At 42.0% G+C, this 22,825-nt stretch carries 25 protein-coding genes; 1 reads left to right on the plus strand and 24 read right to left on the minus strand.

Annotated features, from left to right (window positions below):
• Position 1: 1 nt before the first annotated feature.
• The 23 genes from aroC to prsW all read right to left on the minus strand — a co-directional run bounded on the left by aroC (position 2) and on the right by prsW (position 20,674).
• Positions 2-1,183 (minus strand): chorismate synthase, encoded by a 1,182-nt coding sequence (aroC, locus tag MKZ11_RS19140; RefSeq protein WP_340795947.1) that lies wholly within the window; start codon positions 1,181-1,183, stop codon positions 2-4.
• Between the two features lie 114 nt (positions 1,184-1,297).
• Entirely contained in the window at positions 1,298-2,068 is a 771-nt protein-coding gene (locus MKZ11_RS19145) for a CheR family methyltransferase (RefSeq protein WP_340795948.1), read from the minus strand.
• 215 nt (positions 2,069-2,283) lie between these two features.
• The gene (ndk, locus tag MKZ11_RS19150; protein WP_340795949.1) at positions 2,284-2,730 is read right to left on the minus strand and encodes a nucleoside-diphosphate kinase; all 447 of its coding nucleotides are present in this window, start codon (positions 2,728-2,730) and stop codon (positions 2,284-2,286) included.
• An 83-nt stretch (positions 2,731-2,813) separates the two neighbouring features.
• A complete protein-coding gene (locus tag MKZ11_RS19155) occupies positions 2,814-3,794 on the minus strand; it encodes a polyprenyl synthetase family protein (RefSeq protein ID WP_340795950.1) in 981 nt (326 codons plus the stop codon).
• Positions 3,795-3,818: 24 nt separating this feature from the next.
• Entirely contained in the window at positions 3,819-4,517 is a 699-nt protein-coding gene (locus MKZ11_RS19160) for a demethylmenaquinone methyltransferase (protein ID WP_340795951.1), read from the minus strand.
• Between the two features lie 18 nt (positions 4,518-4,535).
• Positions 4,536-5,270, minus strand: coding sequence for a heptaprenyl diphosphate synthase component 1 (locus MKZ11_RS19165; RefSeq protein ID WP_340795952.1), 735 nt, complete (start codon positions 5,268-5,270; stop codon positions 4,536-4,538).
• A 50-nt stretch (positions 5,271-5,320) separates the two neighbouring features.
• Positions 5,321-5,542, minus strand: coding sequence for a trp RNA-binding attenuation protein MtrB (gene mtrB / locus MKZ11_RS19170; protein ID WP_340795953.1), 222 nt, complete (start codon positions 5,540-5,542; stop codon positions 5,321-5,323).
• 68 nt (positions 5,543-5,610) lie between these two features.
• Positions 5,611-6,180 carry a GTP cyclohydrolase I FolE gene (gene folE / locus MKZ11_RS19175; RefSeq protein ID WP_340797058.1) on the minus strand — a complete coding sequence of 190 codons (570 nt, stop codon included), beginning with the start codon at positions 6,178-6,180 and terminating at the stop codon, positions 5,611-5,613.
• A 179-nt stretch (positions 6,181-6,359) separates the two neighbouring features.
• The gene (locus MKZ11_RS19180) at positions 6,360-6,632 is read right to left on the minus strand and encodes an HU family DNA-binding protein (protein WP_067210384.1); all 273 of its coding nucleotides are present in this window, start codon (positions 6,630-6,632) and stop codon (positions 6,360-6,362) included.
• Between the two features lie 162 nt (positions 6,633-6,794).
• A complete protein-coding gene (spoIVA, locus tag MKZ11_RS19185; protein WP_340795954.1) occupies positions 6,795-8,273 on the minus strand; it encodes a stage IV sporulation protein A in 1,479 nt (492 codons plus the stop codon).
• A 76-nt stretch (positions 8,274-8,349) separates the two neighbouring features.
• Entirely contained in the window at positions 8,350-9,072 is a 723-nt protein-coding gene (locus tag MKZ11_RS19190) for a hypothetical protein (protein ID WP_340795955.1), read from the minus strand.
• Entirely contained in the window at positions 9,072-9,266 is a 195-nt protein-coding gene (locus MKZ11_RS19195; protein WP_445327058.1) for a DUF2768 domain-containing protein, read from the minus strand. The genes MKZ11_RS19190 and MKZ11_RS19195 overlap by 1 nt, the downstream gene beginning before the upstream one ends.
• 90 nt (positions 9,267-9,356) lie before the next feature.
• On the minus strand, positions 9,357-10,379 hold the full coding sequence (locus MKZ11_RS19200) for an NAD(P)H-dependent glycerol-3-phosphate dehydrogenase (protein WP_340795957.1): 1,023 nt from the start codon (positions 10,377-10,379) through the stop codon (positions 9,357-9,359).
• A 33-nt stretch (positions 10,380-10,412) separates the two neighbouring features.
• Positions 10,413-11,723, minus strand: coding sequence for a ribosome biogenesis GTPase Der (gene der / locus MKZ11_RS19205; protein WP_340795958.1), 1,311 nt, complete (start codon positions 11,721-11,723; stop codon positions 10,413-10,415).
• 343 nt (positions 11,724-12,066) lie between these two features.
• A complete protein-coding gene (locus tag MKZ11_RS19210; RefSeq protein WP_340795959.1) occupies positions 12,067-12,354 on the minus strand; it encodes a transcriptional regulator in 288 nt (95 codons plus the stop codon).
• A 773-nt stretch (positions 12,355-13,127) separates the two neighbouring features.
• Complete coding sequence (locus tag MKZ11_RS19215; RefSeq protein WP_340795960.1) at positions 13,128-13,817, minus strand: peptidoglycan recognition protein family protein; 690 nt, start codon at positions 13,815-13,817, stop codon at positions 13,128-13,130.
• A 494-nt stretch (positions 13,818-14,311) separates the two neighbouring features.
• Positions 14,312-15,460, minus strand: a complete 1,149-nt coding sequence (rpsA, locus tag MKZ11_RS19220; RefSeq protein WP_340795961.1) for a 30S ribosomal protein S1 — start codon at positions 15,458-15,460, stop codon at positions 14,312-14,314.
• An 82-nt stretch (positions 15,461-15,542) separates the two neighbouring features.
• On the minus strand, positions 15,543-16,127 hold the full coding sequence (locus MKZ11_RS19225; protein WP_340795962.1) for a lysophospholipid acyltransferase family protein: 585 nt from the start codon (positions 16,125-16,127) through the stop codon (positions 15,543-15,545).
• Positions 16,124-16,801 carry a (d)CMP kinase gene (gene cmk, locus MKZ11_RS19230; protein ID WP_340795963.1) on the minus strand — a complete coding sequence of 226 codons (678 nt, stop codon included), beginning with the start codon at positions 16,799-16,801 and terminating at the stop codon, positions 16,124-16,126. The genes MKZ11_RS19225 and cmk overlap by 4 nt, the downstream gene beginning before the upstream one ends.
• A gap of 91 nt (positions 16,802-16,892) precedes the next feature.
• Positions 16,893-17,555, minus strand: coding sequence for a flagellar brake protein (locus tag MKZ11_RS19235; protein WP_340795964.1), 663 nt, complete (start codon positions 17,553-17,555; stop codon positions 16,893-16,895).
• Positions 17,556-17,744: 189 nt separating this feature from the next.
• Positions 17,745-19,031, minus strand: coding sequence for a PepSY1/2 domain-containing protein (locus MKZ11_RS19240; protein ID WP_340795965.1), 1,287 nt, complete (start codon positions 19,029-19,031; stop codon positions 17,745-17,747).
• Positions 19,032-19,124: 93 nt separating this feature from the next.
• Entirely contained in the window at positions 19,125-19,889 is a 765-nt protein-coding gene (gene sleB, locus MKZ11_RS19245; RefSeq protein ID WP_340797059.1) for a spore cortex-lytic enzyme, read from the minus strand.
• Between the two features lie 101 nt (positions 19,890-19,990).
• The gene (gene prsW / locus MKZ11_RS19250; protein WP_340795966.1) at positions 19,991-20,674 is read right to left on the minus strand and encodes a glutamic-type intramembrane protease PrsW; all 684 of its coding nucleotides are present in this window, start codon (positions 20,672-20,674) and stop codon (positions 19,991-19,993) included.
• Positions 20,675-20,734: 60 nt separating this feature from the next.
• Between prsW and MKZ11_RS19255 the strand changes: the two genes are divergently transcribed.
• Positions 20,735-21,673 (plus strand): asparaginase, encoded by a 939-nt coding sequence (locus MKZ11_RS19255; protein WP_340795967.1) that lies wholly within the window; start codon positions 20,735-20,737, stop codon positions 21,671-21,673.
• A gap of 176 nt (positions 21,674-21,849) precedes the next feature.
• Here MKZ11_RS19255 and MKZ11_RS19260 read toward each other — a convergent pair whose 3' ends face one another.
• Complete coding sequence (locus MKZ11_RS19260; protein ID WP_340795968.1) at positions 21,850-22,824, minus strand: YpdA family putative bacillithiol disulfide reductase; 975 nt, start codon at positions 22,822-22,824, stop codon at positions 21,850-21,852.
• Position 22,825 lies beyond the last annotated feature (1 nt).

The following is a 22,825-nucleotide window of genomic DNA, read 5'->3' on the forward strand; positions in this document are numbered from 1 at the left end:
GTTAAAACTCCTTTACATACCTTCTATATTCTTCGATTTCTTTTTTTAGGCCGTCAATTGTATCTGATCGGAATTCATCCATAATGGCCTTTGCCATTTCTGTGGCAATTACATGCTCTGCTACTACGGAGGCTGCTGGTACTGCACAAGGGTCCGAGCGTTCAATTGTTGCGACAAATGGTTCTTTTGTATCTATATCGACACTTTCAAGCGGTTTATACAATGTCGGAATGGGCTTCATGACGCCCCTGATAACAATCGGCATACCTGTCGTCATTCCGCCTTCAAGCCCGCCTAAACGGTTCGATTTACGGTAATAACCTTGTTCTTCACTCCAGGTAATTTCATCATGTACTTTACTGCCGGGTATTTTTGCCATTTCAAATCCGAGCCCGATTTCAACACCTTTGAACGCATTGATGCTCATCATCGCCCCAGCAAGCTTACCATCCATTTTTCTGTCAAATTGAACGTAACTCCCGATTCCAGGAGGGCACCCTTCAATCACCACTTCTACGACACCGCCTACTGTATCTCCACGCCCTTTCGCGTCATCAATGGCTTGTACCATCAATTTAGAAGCTTCAGGGTCTGCACAGTAGACAGGATCGTTTTCAACGATGTTACGCAATTCTTCCGTTCCTTTTCCTGCATATGTATCTGGATTTGTTGTGACTCCTCCAATCTCTGTTACATGTGCGACAGTTTCAATATCAAGTTCACGAAGGAATTGTTTTGCAACCGCACCGATAGCGACGCGCATCGTTGTCTCACGTGCAGACGATCGTTCCAGAACGTTGCGCAAATCCCGGTGACCGTATTTCATCCCGCCAACAAGATCTGCATGGCCCGGTCTTGGACGTGTTATTTGTCGTTTAACGTCTTCCGGTTTAACATCATCCGCTAAAGGTTCTACCCCCATAATCGAGGTCCAATGTTTCCAATCATCGTTGATAACCGTCAACGTGACCGGAGAGCCCAGTGTTTCGCCATGGCGGACACCCGACGAAATAACAACCTGATCTTTTTCTATTTGCATGCGCCTTCCGCGTCCGTGTCCACCTTGACGTCTTGAAAGTTCCCCATTAATCATTTCAGCAGTCAATTCCATTTGGGCAGGCAGTCCTTCAATGATTGCAGTCAATTGCGGTCCGTGTGATTCACCGGCTGTGAAATACCTCATTCCATTTCCTCCTCCGACGAATGGGTTAACATTCGTTTTATAGCACTCTACCAAAGTAAGATGCTTTTGACTATATGTTTATATGAAAAATATCCGGAAAGATATCCGGATATTTTAAATTTTCCTATAAAAGAATGTATCTTCTGATTCTAACCCATATTTTGAAGGATTAAAAATCTGCTCTGTGCTTCCCACAAAAAGAATTCCGCCTTGTTTTAGCGACTTGGAAAAGTTTGTGTAAATTTGGTCTTTTGCTTCTTCTGTAAAATAGATCATTACATTGCGGCAAACGATTAAATCGAATCCCGTATCGTAACGGTCTTCCAATAGATTTTGCTGTTTAAACGTTACGGTCCGCTTGATTTCATCCTTCACCTGATAAAAATGACCTTCATTGACAAAATGCTGATTTACAATCGGAGCAGGCACTTCCTTCAAAGCTCTTTCAGGGTATAAACCAACTTTCGCCCGTTCAATGACGCCTAAATCAAGATCTGTTGCTAAAATCGATATATCGCGAAGTGGTACATGGGATAATAAAACAAGCGCGATCGAATATGGTTCTTCACCCGTGGAACAGGCAGCACTCCAAATCTTCAGTTTTTTATTTTGTGCAAGGAGCTTTGGGAAAATCTTCTTTTCCAGCACATCCCACCGCTGGGCATTGCGATAGAATTCGGAAACATTGATAGTCATCCGATCCAGGAATTCCTCGAGTAGCTCTTTGTCATTATGTATGGCTTCATAATACTCTATAAAATTTCGGTACCCTCTTTTCTCATATAGAGAAGTGAGTCTTCTTTTCATCTGTGCTTCTTTATAAAGTGACAGATCAATTCCCGTCTTTTTCTTGATGTTTCCAATAAATACAGCATAATCCGGCAATCTGAGTCCCTCCGTTCATATATTCTTACTATTATAACGGATTGAGACTTATTTCGGAAGTACAAATGCAAAAAGCGCCTGTTAGACACGACAAGCGGATAGCATTCTAGAAGCAACATCTTCACGTTCTAAATAACTTATTGCACAAGAGTCAATGATTTCCTGTGAAAATAAGAAAAACAGCCGTGCGCAATTGGCAGGGCTGTTTTTGGTAATTAGTTGATCCAGTTGTTCATCGTTTTGCCGTAAGTTACAAGTTCTTCTTCTTTGAAGAAAAGACCGATTTCACGAACAGCCGATTCTGGAGCATCAGAACCGTGAATGATGTTTTTGCCGACAGTAACAGCGAAGTCGCCACGGATTGTTCCAGGTGCAGATTCTTTCGGATTTGTTGCGCCAGTCATCAGACGACCAACAGAGATGACGTTTTCGCCTTCCCATACCATTGCAAATACAGGACCGGAAGTGATGAAATCAACAAGCTCGCCGAAAAAAGGACGCTCTTTATGTTCACCATAGTGTTGCTCAGCAAGTTCTTGTGAAATTGTCATAAGCTTCGCACCTACTAGTTGGAAGCCTTTGTTTTCAAAACGGCCAACAATTTCACCAATTAGGTTACGTTGAACGCCGTCCGGTTTAACCATTAAAAATGTTCTTTCCATTATTAACACTCCTTCTTGTATGTATCAGGATTTCTCCTTTTCGATCGTACCACCCGATGCACGATTTTTCAACTGTTAACGCATTAATACTTACGTTTACCAATGAAAGCAGAAATTTGCATGAATGCTTTTTTAGCATTGGCTTCACCATCAGGCAGTGTACTTATTTCATCCATTGCTTTTTTCAAATACAAATCACTTACAGCTTGTGCTTTTTGGATGGCATCTGTATTACGAATATAAGTCAGCATTTCATCCCGGTCCGATTCCGTCAAGGTCCCGTCAAACGAACGCTCCATATAAGGTTGGAAATTCATATCATTTTTTATGTATAAAATCGGCAATGTCAGATGACCATTCAACAAATCACTACCTGCAGGTTTTCCAAGTTCTTCATCAGTTGATGTAATATCAAGGATGTCATCGACAATTTGAAAAGCCATGCCTGCGAAATAACCGAAGCGGCGCAATTTTCTCACTATCAAAGGATCAGCTCCCGATACAAGAGCGCCGAGCTCACAGCTAGATGATAGAAGAAGTGCAGTCTTTCGTTTTATGCGGCGCAAATAATCCCGAACCGTCTGATCCGTTTTCCGCTGATGATCGATTTGAATAATTTCACCTTTACAAATTTCAAGCATTGTTTTTGCAAGCAGTTGATGAACCGCAGGTAGTTCTATTTCACCGATGGATGTAAGCGCACGGGAAAAGATGAAATCTCCCGTGTACATTGCAATCCGGTTATCCCAGCGCGCCTTCACAGTTTCAAGGCCGCGACGCATATCTGAATCATCGATAACATCATCATGGACAAGAGATGCCATGTGAACAAGCTCAAGCGAGACAGCTACCTTTGCCACATCCTCCAACGAATAGTTACCGAATTTGGATGACAGAATAACAAAAATTGGCCGAATCCTTTTTCCACCTGCACGAAGCAAATGAAGTGATGCTTGCCGAATGATTGGGGAAGATGAATTGACGGATCGTTCAAGTTCCTTTTCTATATAAGCCATATCCTTACGGAAATCAGCATAAAGTGACATTAACTTCAATTTCTCCAAAACGATTACCTTCCCCTGCGGTCTTTATTGTTTATACCCCACGTGGCCAGCCGCGGCGCCACCACTATATGATTTAAAGGACACTCCAGTGAAGCCTGCTTCTGTGAATAGCTGGGCGAGTTGTTTCATCCCTGGAAAATCATCGGCCGATTCTTGAAGCCATGAATATTCTTTATAACTTTTTGCAAATACCTTTCCCAGTACAGGCATAATGAATTTAAAATAAAAGCGGAATAACTGCCTGTAACCTGGAAGCTCAGATTGAGAAGTTTCAAGACATGCAATCATTCCACCCGGCTTTAAGACACGGTTCATTTCTTGTAAAACCGTTAAATAATCCGGGACGTTACGCAATCCGAAACCGATTGTAACAAAATCGAACGAATCGTCAGGAAACGGCAGTTCCATAGCATTTCCTTGTACGAGCGTAATATTTGGATGGGCTGCAACTTTCGATCGGCCTGCTTCTAGCATACCCTCGCTAAAGTCCAGACCCGTCACGTGCCCATTAGATCCTGTCGCTTCTGCAATAGCGATTGTCCAATCAGCAGTGCCGCAACAGACGTCCAGCGCATGAGCGCCTTCATGAACGTTCATACGTGACATGATATCATCACGCCATTTCTTATGTTGATTGAAACTGATCACGGAATTCATCTTATCGTAATCAACGGATATTTTTTCAAAAACGGTATGGACTTTCTGTTCTTTTGATAATGACAAGAGTTATACCTCTTTTCTTCAATTCAGTTTACCAAGTAGCGGAGTCGCCAGGTTACGGAGTTGACGCTTCAAAAAGGGCTGAAGGTAATCAGCTGCATCAAGCGCTTCCTGCATTTCAGCATGAAGCAAAACAACCGCACGATCTGCATCAGCAGCATTCATTGTATGGCACGAATACTTACCCGAACTAAAATTACTGTCAGCATTCTCTTCGTTAAACCATAAGAGCGACATAGCCGCACTGACAAGCGGGACGTATTGTGAAAAACCGAATGTATGTAAAAAATCCGTTACACACCCTGCTTCGATAATACGAATTGCTTCAATCAACATTTCAGGCCCATCCGGTAATTGGTTGTGAAAAGTTGTTTTCATCTCGTTAATTTGTCCGATCGTTTCAGACAATGAACGGATGAAACCGAATTCAGGAAGAGATGCAAGAAGTCTGTAATGGATTCCGCTGAAATGATCACCAGACAAAACAGTAAGTTGTTGTTGCTTTGAAGTTGCGTTGGATACATCAATCGACTCATGCGCTGCTAGAGCTGCATGCACAGCACCGACTGCAATTGCTGAAGTGTTTAAATGATTATTCCATCTTTCTCCATTTAACAGCGGCAACAAAAGGAAGAAAGCTTTACCGGCATCGATTGTCGTGCGTCCAACATCCTTGTCCATAATCGGCTCGTAAATTGAACGCTCTACTTCACCTATATAATTTTCGATATGCAGTTTGATTTTTTGGGTTTCCATCGTCGAATCTCCATTCAAAGACGTCTACGGAAAAGTGTGCCAAATGCGAATCAGTCTTTCCCTTCGCTTGACAAAACACCATATGCGGTATGAACGTCAGCTTCGCCTCGTATTTTCATTGCTGACGTATGATCTGTAAATTGTGCAATCATCACTTCACCACGATCTAATTTTTCCGTATGATGGAACTTTGTATCGTTCCCTCGTGTCAGACCGATTACGTTTACGCCGTCTTCTTTCGCTTTTATGACGATATAGTCGGTTTGTGTCATTTTCACCTCTCCTGTCTATTCTATTACGGTCTTATCATATCATAGAAAAGGCGTTAGCCGCAAAGGCTTCAAGACATCTTAATAAGTGACAGGATCTCTGCACGTTTCACATCGTCCTGCTCGTAAATTCCACGAGCGACAGTAGTCACTGTCTTCGCGCCCGGTTTCTTGATGCCTCGCATAGTCATACACATATGTTCTGCTTCGATTACAACGTACACGCCGATTGGATTCAGCATTTCCATCATTGCCTCCGCAACTGTGGAAGTGATGCGTTCTTGAAGCTGCGGCCTTCTGGCAGTCGTTTCGACAGCTCTCGCCAATTTACTTAAGCCGGCGACGACACCGTCCCGCGGTATGTATGCAATATGTGCATTCCCAAAAAAGGGTACAAGGTGATGCTCACACATCGAGTAAAACGGAATATCTTTTACAAGGACGACTTCATCGTGATTTTCATGGAATACCGTTTTGAAATAATCCTTTGGATCTTTATTCAAACCTTCGAATACTTCGGCATACATCTTTGCGACACGCTTCGGAGTTTCTATAAGTCCTTCACGCTCGGGATCTTCACCGACTGCTTCAAGGATCATTGAAACTGCCTTCTCTATTTTCTCATAATCGACAACATTCATCATTCGAATCCTCCCCAATCGGAAATAAAGCTATTCCAACAAAAATAGTAGCATACTCGCCCATTTCCGTACAGTTCGTTCACTTTGTAAATGGGCAATATGCTAAAAATGGAAAGAAGTCCGCCCCAAGTATCTAACGAATCAGATACGACGGACGGACTTCTATGTAATCGCGAAGATTATTTTACCGCGTCTTTAAGCGCTTTACCTGCTTTGAAAGCTGGTACTTTGCTTGCAGCGATATCGATTTCTTCCCCAGATTGTGGGTTACGTCCTTTACGAGCTGCACGCTCACGAACTTCGAAGTTTCCGAAACCGATCAATTGTACCTTCTCACCACTTGCAAGAGTAGATTGGATCGTATCGAATACAGCTTCGACAGCTTTTGTAGCATCTTTCTTAGTTAGTTCTGCTGCTTCAGCTACAGAAGTAATCAATTCTGTTTTATTCACACCATTCACCTCCTCTCAAAGGGCATTAGCTAGCTTCTAATACTGTAAAAAGAGTATCACAAGAAAAACCTAGACGCAACAATATTATCGCGGAATTGCCAATATCATGCACTTTAAGCGCAAAAAAGAGAAAAAGATCCGCTTTTGACGGATCTTTTTCCCTTATACGATAAATGTTATCATGCCTTTATTTCCATCGTTCACCATCTGTTCAATCGTCTCTCGCAGACGTTTTCGTGCATTCATCGGGACCGAAGCTGTTTTGAATCGAATGCTCTCTTTCATAACTTCATGGAGCGGCGTTCCGAAGAGTTGTGTTTCCCATAATGCCTCTCTATCATGCAAATAAGCATTCTTCAATTCTTTTAGTAGATGATGGCTATGAAATTCGGAGCCGATTAATGGAGAAAATTCAGCCTCCATATCTACCCGGATAATGTGAAGTGAAGGTGCCGTCGCTTTCATGCGTACGCCAAAAAAGTTATTCTGTTTGATCAGTTCTGGTGCAGAAGGATTAAAATCATCAATTGTTGGAAGAGCGACGCCGTAACCTTGTTTTCTGGCCGTATCAATGGCTTCTGAATACATATTGTATGACTTTTTCGCTTTGGCCGCCTCTTTAACAAACAATAACCAATCTTTTTTCGAGCCGATTTCCTGGCCCATAATCTCTTCACAAATTTCACGGAAAGCCTGTTCATCCATGGCGATTTTCACGATTGCTTTCCCTTTGCCAGCATCTACTTCAATGACTTCTGCTTGCTTAACATATTTTTCGTCTCTTAATCTTTCCGCCAATTCCTGTACTTTACGAATTTTTGATACTTCTAGAAAACCTTCGTTAATCACCCTATCGATGTTGGCATTCAACTCATGTTCACTTCCAAGTACGTCCATCCAATCGGGTTTTTGAACTTCGATATCAGAAATCGGAAATTCGTATAAAGCTTCTTTTAAAATGAGTTGAATTTCCTGCGCATTTAACTGATCAGCACTTATTGCAATGACAGGCACTCCATATTTTTCATGTAAATCATGCTTTAGCGCAACAGTCCTATCATTTGCAGGCATTTTAGAATTGAGTACAATGACAAACGGCTTGCCGATATCTTTCAACTTGTTGACAATTTCTACTTCTGCTACTTCGGCTGCTGCCCGCGGAATATTATTCACCGTTCCATCCGTCGTGACAAGAATACCAATCGTAGAATGATCCCTGATCACTTTATCCGTGCCTATACGTGCCGCTTCTTCAAACGGGATTGGTTCGTTGTGCCATGGCGTGTGGACCAGTTTGGGACCATTCTCGTCCTCATACCCTTTTACACCGTCTATCACGTAACCAACGCAATCTGCTAACCTGATTTGAAACTTAAGTTCACCGTCCCCTACGGATACAGACGTCCCTTGAGCAGGTACAAATTTCGGTTCTGATGTCATGATGACTGTTCCGGGTGAACTTTGCGGGAGTTCATCCTGTGCACGAATCCGATCCGACGCTTCCGTCATATTTGGAATAACGACTTCTTCCATAACCCTTTTCACGAATGTTGATTTCCCTACACGGACAGGGCCGACGACACCGATATAAATATCACCGTCAGTGCGTCGTGCCAAGTTTTCATATAATTCCTCTTTCATCCATCGTCCTCCTTTATATGCGCATATTAGTTTATGTAAATAAAAAACGTTTCATGCACGCGGCATGAAACGTTTTTTATTTTGATTTATTCATGAATATCGGTTCGTTGTTTTCGTTCACCGTATAAGGTAAAGAATAAGCCGGTAAAACGGGATAATTATCCGCTAACAAAAAACGGATATCCTCTCCTTGTTTAACCTTCGGAGTTTCTTCTTGCAAAATCCGATTCAAGTCAATTGAATAATCGATATAAAAAACACCGTCCCCGCCGATCACAATCGGTAAGATTGCATCTGAATAAGGACTAGGAACCGTCAGCGGCTCTTTAAAGCCCATTGCTTTAAAATCGACTGTATAGACATTCTGACCGACAGACTCTTTGAATGGAACCCTGCCATTAATGTTTTTCCTTAGATTTAAATCACGGATGCGTTCCGCTGAGCGCAAATCGACTAGCTTTACTGTTGGATTTGTTTCAACATCCGTCAGTACATACTGATAAATCCCTCCTGTTTCGTATGCATTGGAAGGTATTTTCTCCGTATAAGCCGGTACGATTTTGGAGAACTCGATGGGATATTTTATGTAAATATCTGTTTCAAGATCACGTGTTTTGATAGGCAAGAGCCCTCCTGCATCCTGCTGATAAGCTTCAACCGCTTTTTGCATCGATTCCAGCTGATCAGCATACGGGATTTCCTGCCCAGTTGTTTTTTCGGACGGATACATACATCCGGATAGAACAAAAACAAAAGAAAAAATCAGGAGCAGCCCGATTTTTTTTACTGACATTGTCATTATGCCCCTCCTGTCGGCCCATTAAATACAAGGTAAATCATTGCAAAAAATGCGATGATTAGTAAAGAATAGGCTACTATAGCAAATATAAATTTCAATACTTTATTTTGAAGCTTTTGCCTGCTCACATAAATAAGACCCATGGAAATAACCATGAATCCCATTGCATAGAACGACAGCCACATTTTATCCATCGAGGACAAAGGTAGTCCTCCTTTCGTATAATCAGTATTCAAAACTGAAGACAATTTTCATCGAATTTTTTTGACTGACAAATTCAAAAATTAACGATTGCCGAATAGATCTTCAACTTCCTGCTTTTTCATACGGTTCATAAGTTGGTCAACAGCCTCTTTCGGCGGAATATCCTCGAACAGGATGGAATACAAAGCTTCTGTAAGCGGCATGGAGACCTTATACTGCGCCGCAAGCTGATGCGCTGCTTTAGCTGTCCTGACACCTTCGATGACCATGCCCATGCCTGATACGACCTCATCCAGACTATTCCCTTTACCGAGCATGTTGCCCGCTTTCCAGTTGCGCGAATGGACACTCGTACAAGTGACGATTAAATCTCCGAGACCTGTAAGACCTGAAAAAGTAAGAGGATTTGCGCCCATCTTGACACCGAGTCTTGAAATCTCCGCTAAACCGCGGGTAATCAAGGCAGCTTTTGCGTTATCGCCATAACCGAGCCCATCAGAAATACCAGCCGCCAATGCAATTACATTTTTAAGCGCGGCTCCGATTTCCACACCGACAATATCCGGATTTGTATAGACACGGAAATAATTGTTCATAAATAGGTCCTGAATCTTTTCTGCAGCCTCCAGATCAAATGACGCAGCTGTCACTGTCGTTGGATGACGCAGAACAACTTCTTCGGCATGGCTAGGTCCTGAGAGAACGACAATAGCCGTCGTCTTTGCGGAATCCAACTCTTCCGAAATCATTTCGGAGATCCGCTTCAACGAATCCGGTTCAATCCCTTTTGAAACATGGACAATTAATTTAGGACTGATTGCCAATGCATTCAGTTCAGTACAGATATCTCGAATCGCTTTTGTAGGAACAGCGATAATGACAGTATCACTATGCATCACCGCCGTTTCCAAATCTGATGTCGCCCTCAAATTTGCAGGTAAAGAAATACCGGGTAAATATGAATTATTTGTATGATTTTCGTTAATTTCAGCGGACTGGTTAGAACGTCTCGCCCAGAGTAAACAATCATGACCATTTTCAGCCAGGACAAAAGCGATTGCTGTTCCCCAACTTCCAGCGCCAATAACAGTTACTTTTTCCATTTCACACAGACATCCTTTCTTCCGTAACGTCGGTCAGCTTCTTGCGCGAGTAATGATTCTGATCGGCGTTCCTTCGAAGCCAAATGATTCACGAAGACGGTTTTGTAAAAAGCGTTCATAAGAGAAATGCATGATTTCTACATCGTTCACGAAGACAACGAAAGTTGGCGGCTTGACAGCTACTTGGGTAGCGTAGTAAATACGCAGTCTGCGTCCTTTGTTATTAGGTGCCGGGTTTCTTGCAACGGCATCTTCAATTACTTCGTTCAGAACACTTGACTGAATACGAAGCGCATGATTTTCACTGATTAACTTAACTTTATCGAACAGTGTATTGACACGCTGTTTCGTTTTCGCCGAAACAAAAGAAATAGGTGCATAGTCAAGGAATAAGAAGTTGTCGCGGATATCCGTTATAAACTTATTCATCGTTTTGTCATCTTTTTCAACAGCATCCCACTTGTTTACAACAAACATGACACCTTTGCCTGCATCTTCTGCATAGCCTGCAATCCGCTTGTCCATTTCCCGAATTCCTTCTTCACCGTTAATAACGATGAGTACGACATCGGAACGGTCAATAGCTTTTAGTGCACGAAGGACGGCATACTTTTCAACGTTTTCATATACTTTTCCTTTTTTGCGCATGCCGGCTGTATCGATAATCTTGTATTTTTGTCCTTCATATTCATAAGATGTATCGATTGCATCGATTGTTGTCCCCGGTATATCACTGACGATAACCCGTTCCTCACCTAGAAAAGCATTGACGAGGGATGACTTTCCAACATTCGGTCTACCGATTAACGAAAATCGGATAACATCGTCTTCGATATCTTCATCGCCTGGTTCTGGGAAATCGTTTGCTACTGCATCAAGCAAATCTCCAAGACCTAGTCCATGTGAACCCGAAATTGGATAAGGTTCTCCGAACCCAAGGGAATAGAAATCATAAATCATATCCCGCATATCTGGGTTATCAACTTTGTTTACTGCAAGAACAATCGGTTTTTTCGTTTTGTACAAGATCTTGGCAACTTGCTCATCAGCATCGGTTACCCCTTCACGGCCATTCACAAGGAAAATGATAACGTCTGCTTCTTCAATTGCAATCTCCGCCTGTAGTCGGATTTGCTCAAGAAAAGGCTCGTCCCCAATGTCGATTCCTCCTGTATCAATCAGGTTAAATTCATGGGAGAGCCAATCAGCAGAACTGTAAATACGGTCACGTGTAACACCCGCAACATCTTCTACGATTGAAATTCGTTCACCAACGATTCGGTTGAATATTGTCGATTTCCCGACGTTCGGCCTACCGACGATCGCTACTGTTGGTTTATTCATAATCTAACATCCTTCCAGCTTATCTTCTGCATATTATACACAATAATCATTAAAGCGTCTAAACGGGCACATTCATTAACTATAAACAGTGTCCTTGACACACTATGACAGTATATCATTTTTAAGCGCTTTTAACTTCCGCAAGTTTAAACAATTTAATACATCGTGCCAGTACCGCCACAATTCACGCCCTTTGAATTGTGGCACCAACTGGCACAACACACCGAACAAAAAAATCCACACCAAACCTCTCTAAAAGTGGTAAGGTTATAAATTTATCCCTCAACCCGCTTCGGTTCCCCCGCAAGGCCCTTCTCTCAATTTAAACACCGCATTCAATACTTCAACTAATATAGATCATCCTATTTTCATTCACTGTAACAGGAACAAGTGCCAGCACGTTTTCGATTGTAAAAGTGCGAGTGGATTTACGCAGAAAACAATATGCACGAAACGATACCTCACCAACTTGTTGCGCTCTTATTCGCCTTTTACTGATTTGACCGTCATTCGTCATGTATATCATGTCGAGTGACTCGTTGTATTTTACTGACTTGATCAATTGATCACGTATACTCTTTCCCTCCTTTTCAACAATATATGGAACTAACGTTCTTAATATGACAAACAAAAAGGCGGACACCCATAATGGAAGCGTCGCCTTTTGTTATCTATAATATATGTTGAAATAAAGAATCTTATTGAATCTGTTGTGGTACTCAATAATAGTCGAGTTGTAATTCGGGGTGTGGATTGTAAAACGCTTGGCGCTTTGAGGATGACTTTGCGGCGCCTGCGCTAAGTTTATACACCAGATTCAATAGTTCAACATATATAATTAGTTTCAAGAAAGACGCACTCTAGGTTGCAGATCTCATCACAGATAACGAAATACGTTTTCTCAAATAGACCTTTCAGCGAAGGCGCGACTTCGTGGTAGCCGGAGCGATAAGACTGAAAGTGCTCTCCTTTCCGGCTTATCGCGGGAGGCATCCACAAAGCGTCGAAGCGGTATTAGCAGGATTTCTAATTCATTCTTATATATTGAGACATTCGTTGATCACATTCGCTCGACTTATTTCGTATTAACGGGCAGTAAGACGCCACCTAATTGAGTTTCACTTTTTGGCACTCCAGGTTGTAGGCCTCATCCCCGTTAACGAAATGCTTTTTCTCGCATAGACAATCCAGCGAAGGCGCGACTTCGTTGTAGCCGGAGCGATAAGACTGAAAGCGGTCTCCTTTCTGGCATATCATGGAAGGCATCCGCAAAGCGCCGAAGCGGTATTGGAAGGAATTCTAATTCGCACCTAGTATTAGGAGTTTTTCAGTGGCCTCCCAAAAGCCCTTGTAAAGTGCATTGGCCGTATTCATTTGTTCAACATATATGCCTTCTAAATTATCTCACTTGCGCTGGTCAATAATGACTTTAAGCGCAAGAGCATCATCAAGTGACAACTTGCCTGCCTTAAATTCAATTAGCCATTTATCAGAAATCAATCCCTCTTTCAGGGCATCTAACAAAAATTGTTCGTAAGCAAGCTTGAGTGTTGCTGAACTCGGATTAAACATGCGGACATCCTCCTTTGGCGGTGTTGGGCCACTCAGTTCCGACAAACGTTTAGCGATGGCATTGTGGACAGCCGACGTGCGCCCCTCATCTATGATACGATGCGGACATTTTTTACCGCTCCAATCCCGATGCCACTTCACACGATCTAAACCCCAACCGTATTGCTTAAGTAAGCGCGCTATATAGTCAATGGCATTTGCTTCTGCATTAGCATACTTCGTACCACCGGATTCCGAGTAACAGATTTCGATTCCGATGGATTTCCGATTACCCGCTCCTTGACCATCCCCAGCGTGCCAACCATTGCGTGTAAATGGGATGGCTTGTACTGCATGTTTGTCATCGATTGCAACATGGTAGGAGGTAGCAGCCGTGTTCCTCGTCATGAAAGCAATTTCATTGATGGCCGTCGCATCATTGGCTGTATTGTGTATAGTGATGTATTCGGGCGTCATCGGATACGTTGCTTTAAGCGGATAGAGAGACGCCGGGATGTAGTTGGTAATTATTGTGTACGGCATACCCTTTCACTTCCTTTCTCTACTAAAACTTTGTCGCTAGAATAAAGGCTATCTGCTAAGAATTCGAACAAAAAGTGTAGGGTGTCCGAAGTTCAGACGTAAAATTCTTCTGTTACAAATTATCGACAGTACGAGATTCTTAATTTCCTAAGCGACAAGAAAATACCTTGCTTCCTATTATATGAGACAATCTAGAAGCCCCCTATGACAACTCCTAAATACAACCCCTTAAGTTGACAGTGCTTAATTCTCTCTTACACAGCCACATCTTCACGCCCGCCGATTATAAACAGCACACGTTCCACCTATCCTCGTGAATCTCCTGGCATTTGGATCTCAGGACACAAATTCCCCATAAGTAAAGATGCTATAATTTCCTTTCTATGCAAAAAAAGATGACAGCGCCCATAAAAGGCACCATCATCCATTCAAAAGTCATTCATAATGTTCACAATTCAATCACTGCTTGTAAGCAAAACAGTGTTTCACTCTATTCAGTCTTTACTAGAAAACTTCTTTAGCTGATCCCCGATGACGTCACTCATTGAAAAACCTGATGCTTCTTCTGGCATCTCGTAATTACCATAAGAGTTATTATCTTCTTTTTCAATAAGATCTTTAATGCTTAAAGAGAGACGTTTATCATCCGTATTGACTTCTAGAACTTTGACATTTATTTTTTGACCCTCCTGCAGCACTTCATGCGGAGTACCAATGTGCTGGTGGGAAATACGTGAAATATGGACGAGACCTTCTACGCCCGGGAAGACTTCAACGAACGCACCATATGAGACAAGACGTTTCACAGTTCCTTCAAACGTAGATCCTTGTGGAGCCTTCTCTTCGATCCCTTCCCACGGACCAGGCAAGGTGTCTTTAATGGAAAGTGAAATCCGTTCTGAATCGCGATCGATTGAAAGTATTTTAACTGTCACTTTGTCGCCTTCTTTTAGCACATCTGAAACTTTCTCGACGTGATCATGGGACAATTGAGAAATATGGACAAGTCCATCAACACCGCCGATATCAACAAAAGCACCGAATGTTGCAAGACGTTGAACAGTACCTTCAAGTATTTCGCCTTCTTTAAGATTATCCAATACTTCGCCTTTATGTGATTCTTTTTCTTCTTGGATAACTGCACGGTGAGAAAGTATTAATCGATTTTTATCTTTTTCCATTTCAACAATTTTAAATGTCATCATGCGGCCTTTATATTCTTCAAACGATTCGACGAAATAATCTTCTACAAGTGATGCGGGAATAAAACCGCGAACGCCAAGGTCAACAACTAGTCCACCTTTTACAACGTCTTTTACTTCCGTTTCAATCGTCTCTTTATTATTGTATTTTTCTTCAAGGGAGTCCCACGCATCTTCCGCATCGACTTTCCGTTTTGAAAGAACATAATTATCATCTTCCACTTTCATGACAATCAATTCAAGTTCGTCGCCCACCGCCACTGCATCTGCAGCTTTTTCAATGTGAAGGCTTGAAAGTTCACTAATTGGGATGACACCATCAAATGGTGCTCCCTCAATTTCAACTGTCACAGACTTTTCTTCGATTTTAGTCACTTTCCCAGTAACACGGTCACCTTCATTGTAGATGTTCGTTGTTTCCAAGTTCATGTCTTCAGTCATTATGTAGTCCTCCTTCATAAAGAATCCTACTCCTATATTATGCGAATCTATTCAAAATAACAAAAAATTACCCTTATCTTCTTTATTTATTTTGTTCGATAAGTGTTTGAATCTCACTCATGATAACCTCTGTAACAGCTTCAGCTGAAGTCCGATTTTCACGATAAGTCGTCAAATCAAGCGGTTTACCATACACAACTTTCAATCTTCTAAACGCTTTGTAAGGCCCAATAATCGCACAAGGAACAACAACCGCATCGCCGCCCTTCAATGCGAAGAAGCCAGCGCCCGCAAGCCCTTTGCCAAGTTCACCCGTCTTACTTCTCGTCCCTTCAGGAAACATCCCGACGACTTTCCCAGCTTTGAGGATTTTCAATGTATTCCGAAATGCTTCCCTGTCACTCATTCCGCGTTTCACAGGATATGCATTTACTTGCGGAAGAATACTTTTCAGCAGCGGCATTTTAAATAACTCTTCTTTTGCCATAAAGTGAACAGGTCTGGGACAAGTACTGCCGACAACTGGCGGATCGATATTTTCGATGTGGTTCGTGCAAAGCAGAACGCCCCCTTCTTTCGGGAAGTTTTCCACTCCAATTACTTTAATACGATATAGCGGATAAAAAATTGTGCTGCAAAGAAGTTTACCTAGTGGGTATAAGTTCATAATTTCATCCTCTTTTCTGCAAGCGCACTAATTTTTTCCGCCACATCTGCAATTGTCATAGCTGTCGTATCGATAAGAACAGCATCTTCCGCTTGTCGAAGTGGAGACACTTCTCTTTCACTATCCGCTCGGTCACGTTCAGCTATTTCAGTTTTCAATCGTTCAAGAGATGTTGTAAAGCCGCGCTTTTCGTCTTCTATATGACGTCTCATGGCCCGCTCCTCAACAGAGGCCGTCATGAAAATCTTTAACTCTGCATCCGGCAGTACTGCTGTCCCGATATCCCTGCCATCCATAACCACACCTGCACCTTCCGCTAAGTGACGTTGTTTATCGACCATAAGTTGGCGGACACCCATATGTGTTGCGACAGAAGATACATTAGCAGTCACCAATTGCGAACGGATATCTTCTGTCACATCTTCACCATCCACAATCACCGCTTGGCCGCTAGCTGATGGCTTCAGAACAATCTTTGTATCTTCCAATAATGCTTCAAGTTCTTTTCCATCATTAGTATTTATGTTGCGAACTAACGCCTTATGCGTAAGCGCGCGGTACATAGCGCCTGTATCGATATACGTATAGCCCAATATTTCAGCTGTAATTTTAGCAATTGTACTTTTTCCGGCCGCAGCAGGACCGTCAATTGCGATTTTTATCCCTAATGTCATTTCATCTACCCCCGTAGTCAATTCGACAATATTGTATCATATTGAAAAGGGAAAAGTCCCATTCACGCAGACTTTTCCCCTCGATCAAATCCTAATTAAAATCTCTCATCTGCAATTGTCGTTCAAAACAAAACCGAATGACGTATTGACGGTCTACCTGATTAATCTTCTCGAATTCCAGAGAGGCAATTATTCTGCCATCCTTCTCCCAAATTCTAATTACCCTGGCATCTGCTTTTACATACTTAATTTCACGGTTCATAAATGGCAGTACAATTGTCAGCGATAGGATATCGCCTTTTTTGAACACATCTTGATTGGGCAGAGTAAGTGCAACACCACCCGCGCTAAGATCTGCCGCCACATACTGGCTGAATCGCCCATCTTTTTCAATCGCAATATCGATTGCTGATTCTACCCTCACAAATTCACGCCGTTGGATTTTTAGTAGCTGGTCATCGCCCGGATAGGATAATTTCAGCATAGGAATCCCTTTGTTAAGACGGCCACTCACTTCAGTCCGGAAAGCATAGGATACCTTCTTACTGTCCGAGAATGTAACATGCAACTGTGTCCCGTCCATAAAAAAAGCGGTTTTCCCAGTTTCGATGTGAGTTGGGTAATCTATCATCACCAATCCGTCATTCATATCCACCACTTTACTTTTAAACTTTTCACTGTTTTTTGTAAAGTCTTTGTCCAGAACAACTATCGTTCCAATCGAAAGTAGCATTATTAACCACCAGCCATCCATATGTCATATGGTCCAGCATCAGGAACTATCGACTTCCTTGGCACTTCAGATTTCCATATGAGGCTAAAGTCTAACCTTATACATACAATCTCCTCACGTATGTCGCCGATAAAATAGAACCTTCCGCTTCCCTTAATACCTATTATGTCATGACCGGATGAAAATTCCAACGACTATTTCTATAGTAATTTACTGCAACTTCTCTGTTTTAATCACTTCAGAAGTCTCTGTATCGATAATAACTGTATATGTGCCTATTTCCCCATTTTCATCCAACGTTACAGTCAAATAATGTGCTAAGCGCTGCTCAAGCCGATCATTTTCAACATACGCAAGTTCTTCCTTGACAACATTAGCGCCAGAATGGAAAAATGTTTTCCAATCTTTTTTCGTTATCGGCTGTCGTGTTGTCTTCTCTTTCCGTATATATTCAGATGCGTCAAGTCCAACTATATTCGCGTTGTCTTTTGCAACTTTTAAATGGATTGTATCTGAAAAAACTTTTGCTCCATATTCGGGCTCCACTCGGACATATACCATATGCCATACCGTATTATTTTCCCTCGCTTCTTCATAAACCAGATCTTTATATCCTGCTTCCTTTAAAAACACTTCAGCTTTCTTTTTAAGATCTTCAAATGGAAGACTTTCCTTCCCAAACGGTCTTTCACTCAGAAATGAAAGGACATGACCTCCCTTTTCCGTGATATCAATATAACCGACAGACTGATTTTCAGCAAAACGAATATGATAAAACGGATACGGAGAACCCGGTTTACTCATTTCTACACCAATTGTCTCGTTAGACAAGTGGGGAAACAGTTTTTTGAACTCTGTAACAGCCTCTTCACGTGTCACTTTAGGATCTGCCATATCCCTTAATTCTTTTTTCTTCATCGAGTCCGACTCACTAGCTGTTAATGGAAAGTCACTCTCTGTATACTGTTTTACACTCGTACCCATACCAGCCCAATCGTGGCCCGAATCAGCAACATCCAATCTATTATTCCAATCAGCTATCGACAAATTACCACTTACCATATCTGCAGTTGCAACTTGCCACTCATCTGCCATTGAGCGCAGGTTTTTTGAAGCCACTTTCATAACACGGTGATATTCGCCATTATCTCCCGTACCGCCGGCTTCCTTTGCAAAATTGCCGAGCCGTCCAAGATAATTCATCCAAGACGTCGAAAAGCTCGGATCCATAGGCAATGAGGAAACAGAGTTTTTAATATCAGCTGAAAGACGCCAAATATCCTCTCGCGCTTTCGAAGAACCCTCTGCTTCATTAAACAATAACGTTTTCTTAACTGCGGTATCCAACTCTTCCAGTTTCTTCGAGGCATCTGTCATCTTATTGGCATATTGTCCACTTAAGGCGATGGCAAGCTGTTCGTTTTCAGCGGCTTTACCGTAAGAAAAGATCGACAGTGCTGCTAATGAGTACACTAGTACAAAAATCATTTTTTTCATAGTTCGGCAAAATATCGCCGGAAGCTTTCGTTATTCCGGAAACTTTCGCCTACCCTCCTTTATCACAAGTTTTCATTGCCTTTTTCATGCTGATTAGTTAGCAAAAATATGCAATCCGATTTTTTTTATTTGTGGCCGTGACCAAATCCACTTGCTTGTCGCGGTAATAGGATTGAAGTAATAAATTGCATTTTCAGATGGATCCCATCCGTTGATAGCATCGAGAACGGCTTCCTTTGCCCGTTCATTCGGCGTCAGCCAAATTTGTCCGTCAGCAACCGCAGTAAATGCGAGCGGCTGGAAAATGACACCCCCAACCGTATCTGGAAAATCGGGGTGCTCCACCCGGTTCAAGATAACCGCAGCTACCGCAACTTGGCCTTCATAAGGCTCACCTCTCGCTTCTCCGTAAACTGCATTTGCCATTAGTTTAAGATCCTGTTCGGAATACTTGGACGGCAATTGGATATTCTCTTTCTTACCAGTTCCTTTTTCCACTTGGGATGCAAGAGGTTTACTTCCGTAATACGTAAATTTATTGCCTTTATTTAAATTATCCTTTACGAATTTTTCATCGTACTGTGACGCATCCACTAGTTTCTTTCTCGTTTTCAATCCCGCAATACCATCTACCGGAAGTCCATATTTCTCTTGAAAATTGCGTAATGCCCAATACGTTCCATAGCCAAATGTTCCATCAATCGTCCCTGTGTAATAACCGATATACTGAAGCCTCGATTGCAATTCAATAACATCATCGCCAAATGCGCCACGTGCGATTTCCTGAGAACTGAACGCTTTTATTTGGATAGGCGATGTAGCGTAGGCGCTACCGAGGAGCAGAGCGACTGTTATCATTCGGATAACAAACTTTTTCAAATTTCATTCCTCCTTTTCATACAGTTTGTCCAAAGTCTTTAATTTTATGAACAAATAAAAAAAATCCAGCGAATGCTGGATCATTTTGTATTCGTTCGTGCTTTGCGCCTGAATTGTTGCATCGCGAACGTATGGGCATATTTCACTCGTGTCAAACCAAACCACCAAAGAAATAGCATGAAAGGAATAATCAGATAGAGCCATAAATCATCAATAGCAAGGATTCCATTATAAACAAAGTGAAGACTATACGGAGCAAGGAGTGCTAAAAACAAATACTTATTGACGTTTGATTCTATAGCAAATTTTGCTTGGCCGAAATAATAGCCCATTACAACACCGAACAGTGCATGACTGGAAACCGGTAGCAAAGCCCGAAGAAATGCGGTGTCGGCTCCAAATGCTAACAGATAAATAATGTTTTCGACTGTCGCAAAACCTAGAGATACACTGGCACCGTAAAGAATTCCATCATAAGCGTCTTCAAATTCAACATGCCGATAAATAGCTAGCAGAAGGATGAGCCACTTAAAAAACTCTTCAAGACCACTCGTAAAAACAACATTCCGTATAAAAAAGTGAGAAAAGATATTTTCTTCTTCAAATACGTGCTGGATGAACAAAATCGGAAAAGTCATGATAGCCCCATATATGAATGTATGGAATAATGTAAGTGATGGCTCTTTTGCAATTTGTTTTCTTAAATAAAAATAGCTAAAGAGCGCGAATCCCGGCGCAATCGCTACGGTGAGCAATATGAACATAGGCGGGCCCCCATTCTGCTATATTGTACCATGATTTCCCTTAAAACAGGAGGAACGAATTTGAAGAAAAATATTCTACTCATCCATACCGGTGGGACAATTTCAATGGAACTGGATTCAAAAACAGGCGGTGTTATTCTGAGTGCCGCTAATCCCCTTGCATTAGAAATCGATAATATTCAGCAATTCGCAACGATTACAGAAGTTGAAGCATTCAATTTACCGTCTCCCCATATAACTCCTGAAAAGATGCTTGAACTGAGAGTCTTGCTTACTAAACATGTAAAAAACAATCCTGTCGATGGCGTAGTCATTACGCATGGCACAGACACACTTGAAGAGACCGCTTATTTCTTGGAACTCTCAACAAATTACGACATTCCTATTGTTCTAACAGGAGCAATGCGTTCATCAAATGAAATCGGATCGGATGGTGTCTACAACCTAATGTCAGCCGTCAGGGTTGCCGCAGCAGACGATGCAAATACCAAAGGGGTACTCGTCGTCCTAAATGATGAGATCCATACAGCGACGAACGTGACGAAGACACATAGTAGCAGTGTGTCCACTTTTCAAAGTCCTCAATATGGACCTATCGGTATCGTGACAAAGTCAGATATTCACTTCCATCACGCACCATTATCAAGAACTTATTTACCTGTTGAGTCCATCAGTAAAAAAGTTGCTATGTTTAAAATATATGCAGGAATGGAATCCGACTTGCTCATTTCAATATCTTCTCTTGGCTATGACGGTGTTGTACTCGAAGGTCTCGGTCAGGGAAACGTCCCGCCTGCTTTGATTGTGGGAATCCGCCATTTGCTGGATCAAGGGTTACCAGTCATCCTCGTCTCTCGTTGTTTCAATGGAATCGCACAGGACATTTATGCGTACGAGGGCGGAGGTAAGATGCTTAAAGATATGGGCGTACGGTTTGAGCATGGTCTCAGTGGCCAGAAAGCCCGTTTAAAGCTACTGCTTGAACTATGTTCAGTATGAGGTTTTAGACGCTCGACATAAACGAAAAAAGATGTGTATATGAAATTTTCCTCAGATTGCGTTTAGATAGCTCATTCAACGTATGCAACATATGAAATAGATCATCAGATTTTCTAGTAAATGACAAAACAGGCTACTCCCTCGCTTTTTTGGATCGAGTGGAGAGTAGCCTGTTTTCATTTTGTAGTATTTTGTTTAGCATTGATCGCATGGGCAATTAGTTCACCATGAAACTTGCCGTTCTCGATAAAAATTTCATTTGCGTTATTACCCGCAGCGATAACCCCTGCGATGAAAAGCCCTTCGATATTCGTTTCCATTGTTTTTTCGTCAAAAGAGGGACGACCACTTTCCTCATCAATTAAAATGCCAGCCTTTTTTAGGAAAGTATGGTCTGGGTGATAGCCGATCATCGCGAAGACATACTCATTTTCAATGTCAAACCATTCACCAGCTATTTCCATGGTGACGGCAGAGTCCGTAATTTTGACGACATCTGCATTAAAATGCATGGCTATCTCCCCACTTCGGACAAGGCTATCAAATCCAGGCAAAATCCAAGGCTTTACACTCGGTGAATAATCGGTGCCCCGATAAATAACGGTAACTAGCGCCCCTGCACGTTCCAACTCGAGAGCAGCATCGATTGAGGAGTTCTTTCCTCCGATGACAACCACTTTTTTTCTAAAGAAAGGATGCGCTTCTTTAAAATAATGGAAGACATTCGGAAGATCCTCCCCTTCAATGCCCAGTAAGTTTGGATTGTCGTAATAGCCTGTGGCGATTACAACATTTTCCGATAAATATTCTCCTTTTTCCGTCAAAACATGAAATCCTGCACTTACTTTCTTAATATCCTCTACCTTTTCAAAACTATGGATAGGTATTTCTTTCAGCTCCGCAACTTTTCGGTAATAAACTAGAGCGTCATTTCGCTTCGGTTTTTCAATTGCGGTGATGAATGGAATATCCCCAATGGACAACTTCATGCTTGAACTGAAAAAAGTCTGGTGCGTCGGGTAATGATAAATCGAATTAACGATATTACCTTTTTCGATTACAAGAACATCCAGTCCCTGTTTTTGCAATTCTATTGCTGCGGAAAGGCCACAAGGACCTCCTCCTACCACAATTACGTCTTTTTGTAACATT

Source organism: Sporosarcina sp. FSL K6-1508, assembly GCF_038007465.1.
GTDB classification, from domain to species: domain Bacteria; phylum Bacillota; class Bacilli; order Bacillales_A; family Planococcaceae; genus Sporosarcina; species Sporosarcina psychrophila_B.